The organism is Streptomyces sp. NBC_00989, assembly GCF_045162655.1.
Classification (GTDB): Bacteria; Actinomycetota; Actinomycetes; order Streptomycetales; family Streptomycetaceae; genus Streptomyces.
In genome coordinates, this window is the sequence record NZ_CP108728.1 from 11,507,597 (window position 1) to 11,521,736 (window position 14,140).

The window sequence follows — 14,140 nt, forward strand, 5'->3', positions numbered from 1 at the left end:
AGACATGCAGGCGCCCGCCGGCCTGGCAGCCGGTGCCACACAACAATCGGGCCCGAACTCCGGACAACCCGGGCTGTTGTCTCCGACGGCACGCAGCTCCACCGCACCTCAGGCGGTCGCGTACGTCTGAGGACCGACGGCCCCTGGAGGAATCTCGCCTGACGCACTCGTGTTGCGTCACAGGGGACGTGATCCTGTTCAATTCGATCTTGCGGACAGGCGCGGACCTTCCCGCGCTGGGGCGGCCCTGGTTGCGGCTGACGACTCCGCTTTTCCGGAACGTTGCGCTGTGAGTGAGTCAATAACTGTGCTTGTGAGGTGAGAGTTTTCCGGACCATCCAGCGAGAGTTTTTGTAGCAATGGGCGGAGTGGAATTTTTTGACCGACGCGGGTCGTAGCGGCGTGCTACGGTTCATTCCAGTTGCAGTTTTGGTTCCCGAAACTTCAAGTGCTCCCGCTCGGCTTCGGTCGGGGAGAGCACTTTTGTATTTTCCGGTCGTTTTCCGGGCGGGGTAATCATTGCGGCGACACGGTGTCCGCACGGTGCGGATTCCGATGTACTGCCCCGAAGGAGATATGACATGGCTGCCGGTACCGTGAAGTGGTTCAACGCGGAAAAGGGCTTCGGCTTCATCGAGCAGGACGGTGGCGGCGCTGACGTGTTCGCCCACTACTCGAACATCTCCGCCCAGGGATTCCGCGAGCTGCTGGAAGGCCAGAAGGTGACCTTCGACATCGCGCAGGGCCAGAAGGGCCCGACGGCCGAGAACATCGTCCCGGCCTGACGCTGACGAGCACTCTGTAGCTGGGGCCCGCATCCTCCGGGGTGCGGGCCCCAGCTACACGTGTTTCCCGTGACGGTTTCATCTGCGGGACGGCTCGGAGGAATCCGCGGCCTCACCAGGCGCGGCCCATCCTTCAGAGATGCAGCCCCGCCCTGAGCCGCACCGCGGTCGACATCCTGATGGTGCGTCCCCGTCACGTCACCCATTTCAGCACCTGTGCCCGCGTGGATTTCCGTCGGCCAGATCTGCTTTCTTTTACATTTTGCTTTTGTTGCCGGTCCATACTTGTGGTTCTCCGTGCTGCTCAACGCTGTGGGAATTCCTTGATATGTGCCACATCGAGGAAGGTTCCGCATGAACCGCACACGTACGAACGACCGCTTTGCCCGCACCCGTAGTGGCAGCGCCGACGCCGGGAAGGGCGGCAGCCGCTACGGCTCGTCGGCACCGCGCCGTTCCGGTGGGCCTGTCCGTTCCGGCGGTTACGGCCGCCGGCCCGCCGCGGTGCAGGGTGAGTTCGCGCTCCCTGAGACGATCACCCCCGCGCTTCCCGCCGTCGAGGGTTTCGCCGATCTCGACATGCCCGAGCAACTGCTGGCTGAACTCGGCAGGCAGGGTGTGAGCGCACCGTTCCCGATCCAGGGTGCGACGTTGCCGAACACTCTGGCGGGCCGTGACGTCCTGGGCCGCGGGCGCACCGGTTCCGGTAAGACCCTCGCCTTCGGTCTCGCCCTGCTCGCCCGTACGGCCGGACAGCGTGCCGAGCCCCGCCAGCCGCTGGGCCTGATCCTTGTACCGACGCGTGAGCTGGCGCAGCAGGTGACCGACGCGCTCACTCCGTACGCCCGTTCCGTCAGGCTGCGGCTGGCCACCGTGGTGGGCGGGATGTCGATCGGCAGGCAGGCCGGCGCGCTGCGAGGCGGGGCCGAGATCGTCGTCGCTACCCCGGGCCGGCTCAAGGACCTCATCGACCGCGGCGACTGCCGTCTGAACCAGGTGGGCATCACGGTGCTGGACGAGGCCGACCAGATGGCCGACATGGGCTTCATGCCGCAGGTCACCGCACTGCTCGACCAGGTGCGCCCGGAGGGGCAGCGGATGCTGTTCTCCGCCACCTTGGACCGTAATGTCGACCTGCTGGTGCGCCGCTATCTCACCGATCCCGTCGTGCATTCGGTCGACCCGTCGGCTGGTGCGGTCACGACGATGGAGCACCACGTCCTGCACGTCCACGGCGCCGACAAGCACGCAGCCACGACCGAGATCGCCGCCCGCGAGGGCCGGGTGATCATGTTCCTGGACACCAAGCACGCCGTCGACCGGCTGACCCAGGACCTCCTCAACAGCGGGGTACGGGCTGCCGCGCTGCACGGCGGCAAGTCGCAGCCGCAGCGCACCCGCACACTTGCCCAGTTCAAGACGGGGCACGTCAGCGTGCTGGTGGCGACCAACGTGGCGGCGCGAGGCATTCACGTCGACAACCTCGACCTGGTCGTCAACGTCGACCCGCCGACCGACCACAAGGACTATCTCCACCGCGGTGGCCGTACCGCCCGCGCCGGCGAGTCCGGCAGCGTCGTCACCCTCGTGACACCCGGCCAGCGACGCGGCATGGCCCGCCTCATGTCGGACGCCGGGATCCGGCCTCAGATCACCGAGGTCCGCCCCGGCGAGGCCGAACTGAACCGCATCACCGGTGCCCAGGCTCCGTCCGGCATCCCGGTCGTCATCACCGTACCGATGGCCGAACGCCCCAAGCGCAGCGCCTCCTCCAGGGGCCGGCGCCGCCCCTCCTCGGGAGCCCGGCGCGGGCCCGTACGCCAGTCCGTCGTCGGTGCGGCGGCCTAGAACCTTCGTGATCAGGAAGCTGACCCATCTCTGCAGGAGGCATCTTTTGACGTTGGTTGAGACGCAGCCCCGTCCGGCGAACGCCGGCCCTGTGCACAGGACGCTGGCTGAGGTCGTGGAGGTGGCCGGACCGCAGGTCTGGGACGACATGAGCGTCGAGGTGGCGCTGTCCGTCATGGCCGCCGCCCGCACGGGCCGACTTGTCGTCTGCGACCAAGACGGCCAGTGCACCGGCCTGGTCACCCGGACCGAACTCACCGCCGTGCGCGACAACTCCGCTTACACGGACCGCGTCCGCCTGCGCGACATCCTCGGCGACCACCGGTCGTTCACGTCACCCGTGATGACGATGGCCGAAGCCGAGCACGCGATGCGCTCCCGTCGGCTCGGTGCCCTGCCAGTGGTCGTCGGGCAAGGCGGCGCCCTGGGCGTCCTCGCCCTCTCCCGCTGATCCGCCTCACCCTGGTCGGACCGTTCTCCCCTTCTCCCTGTGAGGCCCCATGCGCTGCGTCATCGCCCGTTTCCCCTTCGAGCTCACCAAGAGCGGTGTGCTGGAATCGATGAAGGGCATCAAGCCCGAGCAGGTCATGGGCGAGTCCGTGATCATCGGCCGCCGTCACTACCCCGTCAGGCAGGTCGGCCAGGTCATCACCCGCCAGGACCGCCGCGACTTCAGCGCCGACGAAGTCCGCCGGGCGATGACCAGGCTCGGCTTCACCTGCCGCGCCCTCCCCAAGGCCGTACCCGTAGGCATCCTCGGCTCGCTCCGGCAGGCTTCCGCGATGCTCGGCACTCCCATGTCCGTCTGACCGACGCGACAGGCACGCGCCGACACCTGAACAGCAGTGGGCCCGGCCGACGCAAGTCGGCCGGGCCCACTGCGTGCGACGGGTTCCCGTCGCCATGGTTCCTCAGCGGCCGGAATATCAGTGGTCGGAATAGCTGAAGTCGCCCACGGTCCAGGCGCTGACGTCGTCGATCGCGACCCGGTACATCCCGCCCGTCTCCGGGATCCCCACCGTGCCCTGAAGAATTCGGGCGACGTGGAAGTGCAGATGAGTGGGCGGCCCGTCCCCCTTCGCGGGGGTGTCGAAGACGGCGGAGAACTCTCCCAGGCGGGCGGAATCCGTCAGCACCTCCGACACCCTCCGCCTCCACACGGTTTCGGGAGCCAGCCGGCCGGTGATGACAGCGCCGCCGGTGACCACGGTCAGGGACATCTGGTTGCTCTGCCCGGACTCCACCACGGTGGCGATGTCAACGAGCAGCTCGTCATGCTTCGACATGGGGCAGATTATATTTGCCGGCCATCCGGCTCCTTCAGCGGTGGCGTCACCGGGCGAGGAGGGCGCTCACGGTCTTGCCGCCGGCCGCCTGGCAGGTGACTGCGGTGGTACGTGCGAGGCGGTTGATCATGGGCCAGCCGAAGCCTCCGGTGCCGTCGTTCAGGTCGGGGGTGCGCATGCGCGGCATCTCGGCGCTGTGGTCGTAGACGGCCACCTCGATGTCGTCCGGGTGTGCGGTCAGGTCCAGGTGCAGGTTCCGCCGCCGTGACGCAGGGCATTGGTGACGAGCTCCGAGACGACCAGGACCACGGTGTCGGCATCCCCGGCTGCGATCGGACGCTGGAGACTTCCGAGGAAGTCCCGGGCGCTTTCGCGTGCACCGGCGACGGAGGTCGCGGAGCGGACGGTCGCGACGTTGACGCTCATGGTGTTCATCAGGTCTCCCCGGTCTTTGGATCGTCGATGTCCGGTTCTGCCTGCCGTGCCTCGTTCCCCCGCCTGTGCCCCGTTAACCAGAGTTAACCAGGCGCTGAAGCCCTTCCTCCTGCGCCGGTCACTGTTCGAGGCCGATTGCCTCTCTGTCGAACGCGCGGAAATCTGCGTTTGTCAGAGTAGACATCATGTCGGGGGTGTGGTTATGGTTCTCTCGTAGCCCAGAGAAACAGCAGCGCCTGGCAGACACGAACTGCCGGGCGGCAGTACATGCAAGTGCAGTTCGCAGGACGGTGCGGTGGTGGAGTCGCGAAGCCAGAGCGGTTGCAGGACGGCGACGCGGCTGACGACCGTACCGGGTGGCCCGCAGTGATCAGGGGCCGCCGTGGCAGTACCCGAAAGTGCAGTTCGCGGTACCCAGCAGTGAAGTAGGTGAGCAGCACCTCGGTGAAGGCGTCGGCTGCGGACGCGCGCACCGGGAGGTTCGGCAGTGGGGTTCCAAGCCAGGGCAGACGCAGGACGGGCGACGGGGCTGGCTGCCGGAGAGCGGCGCTGTCACAGGCCGCTGAGCAGTTCGTATCACCAGCAGTGCGCAGTACCCCGCTTGTAAGTAGTTGATCCCAGAGGGAAGAACGGAGGAGCCGAGCGCCATCAGGATCGCCCGGGCCGACATCTTGAACCCGGGTACCGCAGGACATCGATAGTGAGGTGGTCTCCGGTCAAGCAACCGCGATCCCAGCAGCCCCGGCAGCATGCCGGTCGGGTCTGCGGAAACAGAAGGCCGGCGCAGTACGAGGGCCGGCAGATGGTGTAAGAGTTCCTTCGGGGCCCTGGTGCGATCCAGCACCAGGGCCCCTCGACGCGTTCCACAGAGAGGTGCAGATGACAGCAGACGACTCGTTCGGCCGTATTGACGACGAGGACTACCCCGCCTACACGATGGGCCGGGCCGCCGAACTCCTCGGCACCACCCAGAGCTTCCTGCGCGCCATCGGCGAAGCGCGCCTGATCACCCCGCTCCGCTCCGAGGGCGGGCACCGCCGCTACTCCCGCTACCAGTTGCGCATCGCGGCCCGCGCCCGGGAACTCGTCGACCACGGCACTTCCGTCGAGGCTGCCTGCCGCATCATCGTCCTCGAAGACCAGCTCGAAGAAGCCCAGCGCATCAACGCCGAATACCGCCGCGCTGCCGAAGCGGCGAACCCGACGACCACGCCCTGAGAAGATGGCCCGCCGGCATCGGCGGGCACCGCCGTACACCCGGTCCTGGTGTTCGGGGTGATCGCTTTCCCTGGTGACGCGAGGTGTGGGCATGTAGCGTCTGTGTCAGCTGTCGTGGTTCGGACTTCCCTATAGCCCACGCTCTTGGCGTGGGCGTTTTGCTGTGCTGTGTCGCAGGGACCAGGGCGATCACCTCCGCCTTCCACATGGAGTGGGAGGCGTTCATCGACTGGAAGGCATGAGACATGGCTACGGGAACTGTGAAGTGGTTCAACGCGGAGAAGGGCTTCGGTTTCATCGCCCAGGACGGCGGCGGCCCGGATGTCTTCGCGCACTACTCCGCGATCAACTCGTCGGGCTTCCGTGAGCTCCAGGAGGGCCAGGTCGTGACGTTCGACGTCACCCAGGGCCAGAAGGGCCCCCAGGCCGAAAACATCAGCCCGGCCTGACCTCCGCAGTCCTGCTCGGGGGATCGCGCACGCCGCGTCCGTGACTGCCGCCGACTGTGCGCGCCGTGCTGCTCACCCGGACACAGGGAACGGGGACCGGACCTCAGGAACTCTGCGGCCGAGGTCACGCCGGCCCCAGATTCACTCAACAGATCAGGGCCGCCCAGCCATTGCTGCGCGGCCCTGATCCTGTGCACAACAGATCCTGTAGACGCCCTGCACGAGACCCGGCCGATTCGAGCGTCGTCCCCGGCTCGCACACCTCGCCGTACGCCTTGCCGATCAGCCGGGCCGCGATGCGATCCTTGGACGTAGCCGGGCGGAATGCCTGTTCGTAAGTCCTGATCGCTCCCATGGCCGGCCGATCTACTCGGCTTCGGCAGGCCCAATGGACGGCAGTATCAACGAGGGCCCGGAATTGAAACAGCGGCGGACCACCATGCCGACGACATGGACGGCGGCTTCGCGACCGACCTCCCGGAATGGCGTCCCAGTGCCGTCTTCTAGCATGACCGCATGATCACCGGTGATGCCCAGGAGTCCGAGAGGGGGCGAGGGGCCGTATCCCGCGACGTCGCTGAAGTCGAACACATTCACGGTGCCTCACGGAGTGCGGAGAGTCGAGGAGACCGGCCGCCCGTCGGACCAGTCGGCGATGAAGCAGAAAAAGAAGTTCATCCGGTTGCCGCTCTGGTCGAGCGGGCGGCTGACCTGGCCGAACCGATCAAGCCGAGGCTGCGTGGCTGGCTGCATGCCGCGATGGTCCCCGCCTCACTGATCGCAGGCATCGTTCTCGTCTGCCTGGCCCGGACCCCGCAGGCGGCCCTGGCCTGCGCCGTGTATTCGGTCACCGCCTGGATGCTGTTCGCAACGAGCGCGATCTACCACGTTGGCACCTGGGGGCGGCTCGGCGAGGCACTCCTGCGACGTCTCGACCACGCCAACATCTTCCTCATCATCGCCGGCACCTGCACACCCCTGGCGGTGCTTCTCCTCCCGCCGGACCAGCGGTCCCTGCTGCTGTGGATCGTGTGGGCGGGCGCATTGGCCGGTATCGCGTTCCGGGTCTTCTGGGTCGGAGCTCCGCGCTGGCTGTACACCCCGTGTTACCTCGCCCTGGGATGGGCGCCGGTGCGTTACCTGCCCGACTTCCTGCACACCGGGGGAGCAGCCGTACTCATCCTGATCGTGGCCGGCGGGCTCCTCTACAGCGCCGGCGCGGTGGTCTACGCCCTCCAGCACCCCGACCCCTCACCCCGCTGGTTCGGCTTCCACGAGGTGTTCCATGCCCTGACCGTGGCGGCCTTCACCGCGCACTACATCGCCATCTCCCTGGCCGCCTACTGACAGCGACAGCGTTCCGGCCGCGCCGCTCATCGCCCGCGCTGCCGCGCGCTGGACCGCGAACGGGCCGGGCTGTCGCCGAGGTATCGCGCCGCGTGTGAAGGTCGTCAGCCGTCCGGCCTACAAGTTGGCTGCTCTGAAGGGTGTGACGCTCCGTGGACAGGTAAGGAGGGAGGAGAACGTGACGCCAGCGGTCTTCAGCTGACCTGCGACAGAGGGGCTGCCGTGTTCGAGGCGCAAGACATCAGGGAATGGCGGGGCCACGAAGTGGTCGACCATGAGCAGCACAAGATCGGCGTCCTGGAGGCGGTCTACGTGGACACGGCCACAGACCAGCCCGCGTTCGCGACGGTCAGGGTCGGCCTGCCGACCCGGCACCGGCTGGTGTTCGTCCCCCTGGGCGATGCGACGGTCGGTCCCGGCTATCTGAAGGTCGCCTACGACAAGAAGCAGGTCAAGGAAGCACCCTCGATCGGCACGGACGGCGAACTGCTCGCGGAGAACGAGAAGACGGTTTTCGCGCACTACGAGCTCGCCTACCGAACTGGTGAGGGCGGCGAGCGTCGCCTCGCCCGCCGCTGATTCCCCCACCAATGTGCCCCACCATGAGGTGACACCGATGGCTCTCTTTCTCCTACTGGTCCTTGTGGCTGTTGTGCTCGGCATCATCGGTGTGGTGGCGAAGGGCCTCTTCTACCTGTTGGTCATCGGTGTGGTGGTTCTGGCCACCGACTTCGTCCTCCTGGGCCTGCGCCTGGGCCGCCGTCGCAGGCGTCTCCCCCGGTGACGCGGTCAGCCGGGCAGCTGCCCCGGGCAGCCCCGCCCGGGGACCGGACGCAGCGGGATGCCGGAGCAGGCATCGGGTCATCGCGCAGAAGGTGCCCGCCTTGTCCGTGACGGCGCGGAGGCATCGGTGAGGTCGGCGCCGGTGTTGGCGTCCCGCTCCGAGTGATCGACGCCGTGCCAGTCCAGGCACATGACGGTCGCGTCGTCCTGCAGGTGGCCGTGGTTGGCGTCGACGATCGCCCCGATGAGAGTGCGGGCGGCCTCACGGGGGTGCAGCGCGCTGGTGCGCACGATCAGGTCCGAAAGATCGAGACTGTTGGCGTTGCGCTCCAGCATGCCGTCGGTCAGCATCACCAGCCGGTCGCCCGGCTGAAGGTCCAGCGACTGGACCCGGCAGGTGTGAGGGGCGTGGAAGCCGAACGGCATGTCGATCTTCGGAGTGATCTCCTGCACTTCGCCGTTCCGCATGCGCAGCGGCCAGGGGTGGCCGGCGTTGATGAACTCGGTTGTGCCGTCGATCAGACTGATGCGGAGAAGCTGACCGGTGACGTAGCTCTGACGGCCGTGCTCACGCATGGCCTGGTCGGCCTGGCGGGCCTGTTCGGCGAGGTCGGCACCGGCCCGGCGTGCCCGGCGCAGGGCGCCCACCAGGAGGGTGGCCAGCAGCGCGGCGTTGACATCGTGGCCCATGGCGTCGGTGACGGAGAGCTGGACGGTGTCCCGGTCGATGACGTAGTCGAACGTGTCACCCCCGACGTGGTCGGCCGGCTCCAGCGCCCCGGCCACGGCGAACTGCGCGGCCTCGCACGCCAGCGAAGCGGGGAGCAGCCGGTGCTGGATCTCCGCGGCCAGGCTGAGCGGGACGGTGCGGCGGCCCCACTGGTACACGTCGGTGAAGGACCGGTTCGCGATGACGATGTATGCCAGCGCGTGCGCGGTCTCACCGATCTCTCCCATGGTCTCCGCGTCGGGTGCCGCGGGCAGGAACAGTTAGAGGAGCCCGATGGCGTCCCCGCGGTTGGTCACCGGGGCGATGATCCGCACCAGTGCGCCCCCGCCCTTGTCCTCCACGCTCGGCTGCTGGGTGCGGATCACGTCGTCGTAGAGGGTGCCCCGCAGGGTGATGCGCCGGGCGGGTTCATCGGTGTCGACGCTGCCCGCCGCACCCAGCCGTACCACCGAGCCGCCGGTGAAGTCGGTGATGAGGAACGACACCGACGCGGCCCCGAGGTGCTCCCTGAGCATCCGCGCGACCACGTCGAGTGACTCCACGGGTGCCGCTGTCTCCGCTGCGGCCAGTGTCCCCGCCAAGGTCATCACCCTGCCCTGGCCACCCCGGTTCACGGGAGTGGTCGGCCCACCGTGCCCGTCATGCTCGCGTACGGTCACGGTGACTCCTCGCTGCTAGCTGGTGCCCGGGGCTCCCGCCCTGGTACGCGAGGGGGCGGCGCCGAACCCGGTGCCAGAAGGGCTAGTGCACCACAGAGTGCCTGAACAGATGCGCCTTATCGGCCAACCACCCGTCGAGCGGTCAAGTCACCGGTCACGTCCGCGGGACTGAGATGCACCGGGCTGGATTGCGCACGACCTTGGCCCGGCCTAGCATCCGGCCTCCCCGCAACCGCGCGCCTTGGCTGTCGGTGTCGCCCTGGTGGTTCCCATGAAGCCGCTGCTCGGCGACACGCGATGCGTGAGCGATGCGTGAGCGGATGAGGTGGCAGAGACCATCACTGCGTGGACTGAGTGCAGAGCGGTATCTGTCCTGACCTGGTGGTTTCAGACACCGAAGAAGTGTCCGGAACCATCCGGCAAGATCCCGCCAGGTCTTGTAATGCGTAGGTGTCGTTACCTCGCGTAGGTGCGGGGATGGTCCCTCCACGGGACGGATGGGCTGATGGCCGAGGAAGCGCTCTCCGCACCCGCCGGGATGGTTCCAAGAACCGGGCGGGGCGCCTGCTCAAGGAAGTGCTCTCCCTGGCCGGATGCGCCCTCTCTCAGCCTCGGAACGGGTCCCAGCCTATGGACATCCCAGGGACTTTTCAGGGACTTTCACGCCTGTCTCAGGGAGCGTCCAGGGATTTTCCGCCGCGTAAGCGGGGAAGGCCCTGACAGCGCTGAAAGACATGAACGCGCTGGTCATGGCCTACTTTTTCAGCATTCGATGATGTTCACCGTGAGACCCCCGCGCGCCGTCTCCTTGTACTTCACGGACATGTCGGCCGCTTCTGATCATGTCGATGACCTGCGGATTCGGTATGGGTGGACGCGATCTGCGCCAGGCCAGGGACTTTTCAGGGACCTTTTGTCGAGGGTTGCCAACAAGGTGTCCGGCGGTGTGTGACTTGACACCCGCTCCACCAGTCGCCTGAAACCAATCAACTCGACTTCACCCAACGCGGGACGGGTCCGGTGTGTGCTCTCCGCGACTCGTGGCTGCTTCTGCCGAGAACTTGATCGCGCTTCATTTTAGGGCCGGTTGGCCCCCCGTGCGGTCCTTCGGCCCACAGCGCGATGACGGCCGGGGGCGGGACATTGAAGAGGTCACCGCACTTGCGGTGGCAGTGTCAGGAGGACGGGATCGCCATGGCAGTTCACGATCATTCGGGCGGCCGGGCGGGAATACGGTTTCCCTCGCGCCGCAGGGCATCGACTTCGGCGACGTCTGTCGCGGCGCGTGACACCACCCGGTCGACCGTGTTCGCCATGGTCTTCGCGGGCGTGCGGATCCTGACCGGGTTCGTCTTCCTGTGGGCTTTCCTCGACAAGACGTTCGGGTGGGGCTACGCGACCGCTTCGGGCAAGGGCTGGGTCGACGGAGGGTCGCCGACCAAGGGCTTCCTGAGCGGAGTCGCCGCGGGACCGATGCAGTCGACCTTCCACAGCATGGCGGGCGACGCCTGGGTGAACTGGCTGTTCATGCTGGGGCTGTTGGCCATCGGCGTCGCCGTGATGTCGGGCGTGGCGCTGCGGTTCGCCGCGGTCGCGGGCACCGTGATGATGGCGCTGATGTGGGCGGCCGAGTGGCCGCCGGCCCAGCACCTCTCGACCGGTGCGCCGAGCATGTCGTCGAACCCCCTGGTCGACTATCACGTCCTGTACGCCGTGATCCTCATCGCGCTCGCTGTCGGCCATGCCGGTCGGGTGTGGGGCCTGGGCCGTGGCTGGGAAAGCATGGCGATCGTGCGAGACAACCGCTGGCTGAGCTGAGAGGACGGCGGTCATGCGGCACAGCAAGATCGGCTCCGTGATGACGGGCGGTGTCGTGTGCGTCGAGTTCGGCACTCCGTTCAAGGAGGTCGCCCGTCTCCTTGCCCACCACAGGATCAGTGGTCTGCCCGTCGTGGACGGCGACGAGCAGGTGATCGGAGTCGTCTCCGGCACCGACCTCATGCTCGACCGGGCACGCACAGTGGCCTCGCCGCAGCCACGGCCGCGCCTGCGCTTCCTGCCCAAGGGGCGAGGGGCCGGGGACGACGATGTCAGGGTCCGGGCACACTCGGCCGGCCAGTTGATGTCGAAGCCGGCCGTCACGGTGCACGCCGAGGACACCGTCGCCGTAGGCGCGCGGATGATGGCGCAGCACGGGGTCGAACGGCTGCCGGTCGTCGACGAGGAGGAGCGCCTGGTCGGCATCGTGACCCGGCGGGACCTGCTGCAGCTCTTCCTGCGGCCGGATGCGCACCTGCACCGCGAGGTCGTGGAAGAGGTCCTGGGCGGGGCCCTGTGCCTGCCGCCCACAGCGGTTGCTCTCGACGTCCGCGACGGGGTGGTCACTCTCACGGGCGAGGTGGAGCGGCGCATCGAGGCCATGGTCGCGCAGCGGATGGTCCAGCAGGTCGACGGTGTGATCGATGTCGTCTCCGAGCTGACCTGGCGTATCGACGACAGCGTGGGCGAGGCGGTGGAGGAGGACCTGAAGGACGTCGCGGACGCCTGGATCCACAAGCTCTGAGAGGGAGGATCGGCCATGGCACGGCGAGCACTCGTCGCGTACGGAACGAAGAACGGTTCGACACAGGGGATAGCGGAGGCCGTCGCGGACGCCTTGCGCACCCACGGCATCGAGGCCGAGGTGTATCCCGCCTCCGAGGTCGGTGACGTGAGCCCGTACGACGTGGTGGTTCTCGGCGGCGCGCTGTACGCGGGCCGTTGGCACCGGGACGCCGTGCGGTTCGCGCGGCGGCACCGTGTCGCGCTGCTGGATCGGGCGGTGTGGCTGTTCAGCAGCGGTCCGCTCGACGCGTCGGCCGACAAGCGGGACATCCCGCCGGTACGGGGCGCCCGGCGCGCGTCGGTGCGCCTCGACGCCCGGCAGCACGTGACCTTCGGCGGTCGGCTCGAAGCCGGGGCACGCGGCCGCATGGCACGGATGATCGTCGAGGCCGGACGCGGCGGGGACTTCCGGGACTTCGACCGGATCTCCGCGTGGGCCACCGGTATCGCGCAGGAGAGCGACGCGGAGGCGCAGGTGTCATGACGGGCGCCGGAGCCGCGATGTGGCGGTGGCGGAGCAATCCGCTCCGCAGGACCTCGGACACCGTCGAGGCGTGGACCCGGCTCCTGCTGGGAGTGCTTCTCCTGCTCGCCGCGCCCCTCGCCTGCGCGGTAGGGGTCCAGGCCACTTACCACCATGAGCAGAACAGGGCGGAACAGCAACGAAGTTCCCGGAATCCGGTGCAGGCGACACTGGTCGGAAGTGCTCCCACGGAGGACTTGTACACAGTGCGCGGAGTGGTCGGTGCGAAAGGCAAGGCCGTTGTCCGCTGGAGCGTCCGAGGCCACGAGAAGACCGGGATCGCCGCGGTGACGGCCGACAGCCTCAGTGGGACGGTAACCACGATCTGGGTCGATCGGCGCAATCGAGTCACAGCGGCACCGCTTGATCACGGTGCCGTCGTGGCGCGGTCCGCGGGTGCGGGTGTCGCCGCGTTCGCGGGCGTCATCATCGCGGTGCTTGGTGTCCGGCTGGCTGTCGGACGTATCGGCTTTCGCCGGCGGTTGATCGAGTGGGATCGGGCCTGGGTCGATGTCGAGCCTCAATGGGCTCATCGGGCCTGAGACGCCGGTACGTGAGGAGGGGAACGGTCCATGTCCGGCATGACCGGCATCCTCAGTGGGCTTCCCGCAGAGCACCTTGACGCGGGGGCCGGGTCAACTCGTGGGGTGGCGATGGCTGTTCCCTCCCTGTGGGTGGCGGTTCGAGGCAACGGCACTGCGGCGCCCCGAAGCTGAGAGCGGCGGGGCGCCGAAGGGAGCCCGGCCCGATAGACGGGGACAACCGAAGCCGGAGGGCGATGTGAGCCAGGAACGCGTTTTCACACCGGAGTCACCGATCCGGGTCTTCCTGCTCGACGATCAAGAGGTCGTACGACGCGGGGCGCATGACCTGCTCGATCTGGAACCGGACATCACGGTGGTCGGCGAAGCGGGTACCAGCGCCCAGGCGCTGCTCCGAGGCCCGGCGCTGCGTCCGGACGTCGCGATCCTGGACATTCGCCTTCCTGACGGTGACGGCATCACCGTCTGCCGTGAACTGCGTGACCGGATACCGGAGTTGGCCTGCCTGATGCTGACGTCGTTCGACGATGACGACGCCCTGCTGGACGCGATCATGGCCGGGGCGGCCGGCTACGTTCTGAGACAGATCAAGGGCTCTGATCTGGTCACGGCGGTGCGGACGGTGGCATCCGGGCAGTCGATGCTGGACCCGGCGACCACCGGACGGCTGATGAGCAGTCTGCGCGCACCCTCCGGGCAACCTGCTTCAGAGGCAGGACGGTTGGACGCTCTGACCGTGCGCGAACGCGAGATACTGGATCTCATCGGTGAGGGTCTCACCAATCGGCAGATCGGCAGTCGTATCCATCTGTCGGAGAAGACCGTGAAGAACCACATCTCGCGGCTTCTGGCGAAACTCGGGGTCGAGCGCCGCGTCCAGGCGGCGGTCCTGGCGGTCCGGCTCGCACCGTTGTCCCCTAACACGTGATCC

16 protein-coding genes and 2 pseudogenes are annotated in these 14,140 nt (G+C 67.6%); 14 read left to right on the top strand and 4 right to left on the bottom strand.

Translation table 11 applies throughout. The annotated features are described in order from the left end of the window. Positions 1 to 581 precede the first annotated feature (581 nt). The 4 genes from OG714_RS52015 (at position 582) to OG714_RS52030 (ending at position 3,442) form a co-directional block, all read left to right on the top strand. Complete coding sequence (locus tag OG714_RS52015; RefSeq protein ID WP_149547173.1) at positions 582 to 785, top strand: cold-shock protein; 204 nt, start codon at positions 582 to 584, stop codon at positions 783 to 785. A gap of 354 nt (positions 786 to 1,139) precedes the next feature. Further along, positions 1,140 to 2,633: a DEAD/DEAH box helicase gene (locus OG714_RS52020; protein WP_406131477.1), complete on the top strand. Its 1,494-nt coding sequence runs from the start codon at positions 1,140 to 1,142 to the stop codon at positions 2,631 to 2,633. 46 nt (positions 2,634 to 2,679) lie between these two features. Further along, the gene (locus OG714_RS52025; RefSeq protein WP_406131478.1) at positions 2,680 to 3,084 is read left to right on the top strand and encodes a CBS domain-containing protein; all 405 of its coding nucleotides are present in this window, start codon (positions 2,680 to 2,682) and stop codon (positions 3,082 to 3,084) included. Between the two features lie 49 nt (positions 3,085 to 3,133). Further along, positions 3,134 to 3,442 (top strand): SCO5918 family protein, encoded by a 309-nt coding sequence (locus OG714_RS52030; protein ID WP_406131479.1) that lies wholly within the window; start codon positions 3,134 to 3,136, stop codon positions 3,440 to 3,442. A gap of 117 nt (positions 3,443 to 3,559) precedes the next feature. On the opposite strand, the gene OG714_RS52035 is transcribed toward OG714_RS52030, so the two are convergent. Both OG714_RS52035 and OG714_RS52040 read right to left on the bottom strand, forming a co-directional pair. Further along, the gene (locus OG714_RS52035) at positions 3,560 to 3,919 is read right to left on the bottom strand and encodes a hypothetical protein (RefSeq protein ID WP_406131480.1); all 360 of its coding nucleotides are present in this window, start codon (positions 3,917 to 3,919) and stop codon (positions 3,560 to 3,562) included. 46 nt (positions 3,920 to 3,965) lie between these two features. Next, positions 3,966 to 4,354, bottom strand: a pseudogene (locus tag OG714_RS52040) (ATP-binding protein). Between the two features lie 879 nt (positions 4,355 to 5,233). Between OG714_RS52040 and OG714_RS52045 the strand changes: the two are divergent. Together OG714_RS52045 and OG714_RS52050 are read left to right on the top strand one after the other, a co-directional pair. Next, on the top strand, positions 5,234 to 5,572 hold the full coding sequence (locus OG714_RS52045; RefSeq protein WP_406131481.1) for a MerR family transcriptional regulator: 339 nt from the start codon (positions 5,234 to 5,236) through the stop codon (positions 5,570 to 5,572). 245 nt (positions 5,573 to 5,817) lie between these two features. Further along, positions 5,818 to 6,021 (top strand): cold-shock protein, encoded by a 204-nt coding sequence (locus OG714_RS52050; RefSeq protein WP_266771059.1) that lies wholly within the window; start codon positions 5,818 to 5,820, stop codon positions 6,019 to 6,021. Positions 6,022 to 6,624: 603 nt separating this feature from the next. On the opposite strand, the gene OG714_RS52055 is transcribed toward OG714_RS52050, so the two are convergent. Beyond that, on the bottom strand, positions 6,625 to 6,774 hold the full coding sequence (locus OG714_RS52055) for a hypothetical protein (RefSeq protein WP_406132253.1): 150 nt from the start codon (positions 6,772 to 6,774) through the stop codon (positions 6,625 to 6,627). Between OG714_RS52055 and OG714_RS52060 the strand changes: the two genes are divergently transcribed. The 3 genes from OG714_RS52060 to OG714_RS52070 all read left to right on the top strand — a co-directional run bounded on the left by OG714_RS52060 (position 6,769) and on the right by OG714_RS52070 (position 8,152). Continuing rightward, positions 6,769 to 7,368 carry a hemolysin III family protein gene (locus tag OG714_RS52060; RefSeq protein WP_406132231.1) on the top strand — a complete coding sequence of 200 codons (600 nt, stop codon included), beginning with the start codon at positions 6,769 to 6,771 and terminating at the stop codon, positions 7,366 to 7,368. The two genes, OG714_RS52055 and OG714_RS52060, sit on opposite strands and share 6 nt — an antisense overlap. A gap of 222 nt (positions 7,369 to 7,590) precedes the next feature. After that, entirely contained in the window at positions 7,591 to 7,947 is a 357-nt protein-coding gene (locus OG714_RS52065; RefSeq protein WP_406131482.1) for a PRC-barrel domain-containing protein, read from the top strand. A gap of 37 nt (positions 7,948 to 7,984) precedes the next feature. After that, complete coding sequence (locus OG714_RS52070; protein WP_406131483.1) at positions 7,985 to 8,152, top strand: hypothetical protein; 168 nt, start codon at positions 7,985 to 7,987, stop codon at positions 8,150 to 8,152. Between the two features lie 77 nt (positions 8,153 to 8,229). On the opposite strand, the pseudogene OG714_RS52075 reads toward OG714_RS52070, so the two are convergent. Beyond that, positions 8,230 to 9,468: pseudogene (locus OG714_RS52075) on the bottom strand (PP2C family protein-serine/threonine phosphatase). Positions 9,469 to 10,734: 1,266 nt separating this feature from the next. Between OG714_RS52075 and OG714_RS52080 the strand changes: the two are divergent. The 5 genes from OG714_RS52080 (at position 10,735) to OG714_RS52100 (ending at position 14,137) form a co-directional block, all read left to right on the top strand. Next, a complete protein-coding gene (locus OG714_RS52080; RefSeq protein ID WP_406131484.1) occupies positions 10,735 to 11,358 on the top strand; it encodes a hypothetical protein in 624 nt (207 codons plus the stop codon). Between the two features lie 13 nt (positions 11,359 to 11,371). Next, positions 11,372 to 12,103 carry a CBS domain-containing protein gene (locus OG714_RS52085; protein WP_406131485.1) on the top strand — a complete coding sequence of 244 codons (732 nt, stop codon included), beginning with the start codon at positions 11,372 to 11,374 and terminating at the stop codon, positions 12,101 to 12,103. 15 nt (positions 12,104 to 12,118) lie between these two features. Then, on the top strand, positions 12,119 to 12,628 hold the full coding sequence (locus OG714_RS52090; protein ID WP_406131486.1) for a flavodoxin domain-containing protein: 510 nt from the start codon (positions 12,119 to 12,121) through the stop codon (positions 12,626 to 12,628). A 254-nt stretch (positions 12,629 to 12,882) separates the two neighbouring features. Further along, positions 12,883 to 13,209, top strand: coding sequence for a hypothetical protein (locus tag OG714_RS52095; RefSeq protein ID WP_406131487.1), 327 nt, complete (start codon positions 12,883 to 12,885; stop codon positions 13,207 to 13,209). A 238-nt stretch (positions 13,210 to 13,447) separates the two neighbouring features. After that, complete coding sequence (locus OG714_RS52100) at positions 13,448 to 14,137, top strand: response regulator (RefSeq protein WP_406131488.1); 690 nt, start codon at positions 13,448 to 13,450, stop codon at positions 14,135 to 14,137. Positions 14,138 to 14,140 lie beyond the last annotated feature (3 nt).

Coding starts and splice junctions, on each gene's coding strand:
- OG714_RS52015 (WP_149547173.1), top strand. CDS start 582: ATGGCTGCCGGTACCGTGAAGTGGTTCAACGCGGAAAAGGGCTTCGGC.
- OG714_RS52020 (WP_406131477.1), top strand. CDS start 1,140: ATGAACCGCACACGTACGAACGACCGCTTTGCCCGCACCCGTAGTGGC.
- OG714_RS52030 (WP_406131479.1), top strand. CDS start 3,134: ATGCGCTGCGTCATCGCCCGTTTCCCCTTCGAGCTCACCAAGAGCGGT.
- OG714_RS52035 (WP_406131480.1), bottom strand. CDS start 3,919: ATGTCGAAGCATGACGAGCTGCTCGTTGACATCGCCACCGTGGTGGAG.
- OG714_RS52045 (WP_406131481.1), top strand. CDS start 5,234: ATGACAGCAGACGACTCGTTCGGCCGTATTGACGACGAGGACTACCCC.
- OG714_RS52050 (WP_266771059.1), top strand. CDS start 5,818: ATGGCTACGGGAACTGTGAAGTGGTTCAACGCGGAGAAGGGCTTCGGT.
- OG714_RS52055 (WP_406132253.1), bottom strand. CDS start 6,774: ATGCAGCCAGCCACGCAGCCTCGGCTTGATCGGTTCGGCCAGGTCAGC.
- OG714_RS52070 (WP_406131483.1), top strand. CDS start 7,985: ATGGCTCTCTTTCTCCTACTGGTCCTTGTGGCTGTTGTGCTCGGCATC.
- OG714_RS52080 (WP_406131484.1), top strand. CDS start 10,735: ATGGCAGTTCACGATCATTCGGGCGGCCGGGCGGGAATACGGTTTCCC.
- OG714_RS52085 (WP_406131485.1), top strand. CDS start 11,372: ATGCGGCACAGCAAGATCGGCTCCGTGATGACGGGCGGTGTCGTGTGC.
- OG714_RS52090 (WP_406131486.1), top strand. CDS start 12,119: ATGGCACGGCGAGCACTCGTCGCGTACGGAACGAAGAACGGTTCGACA.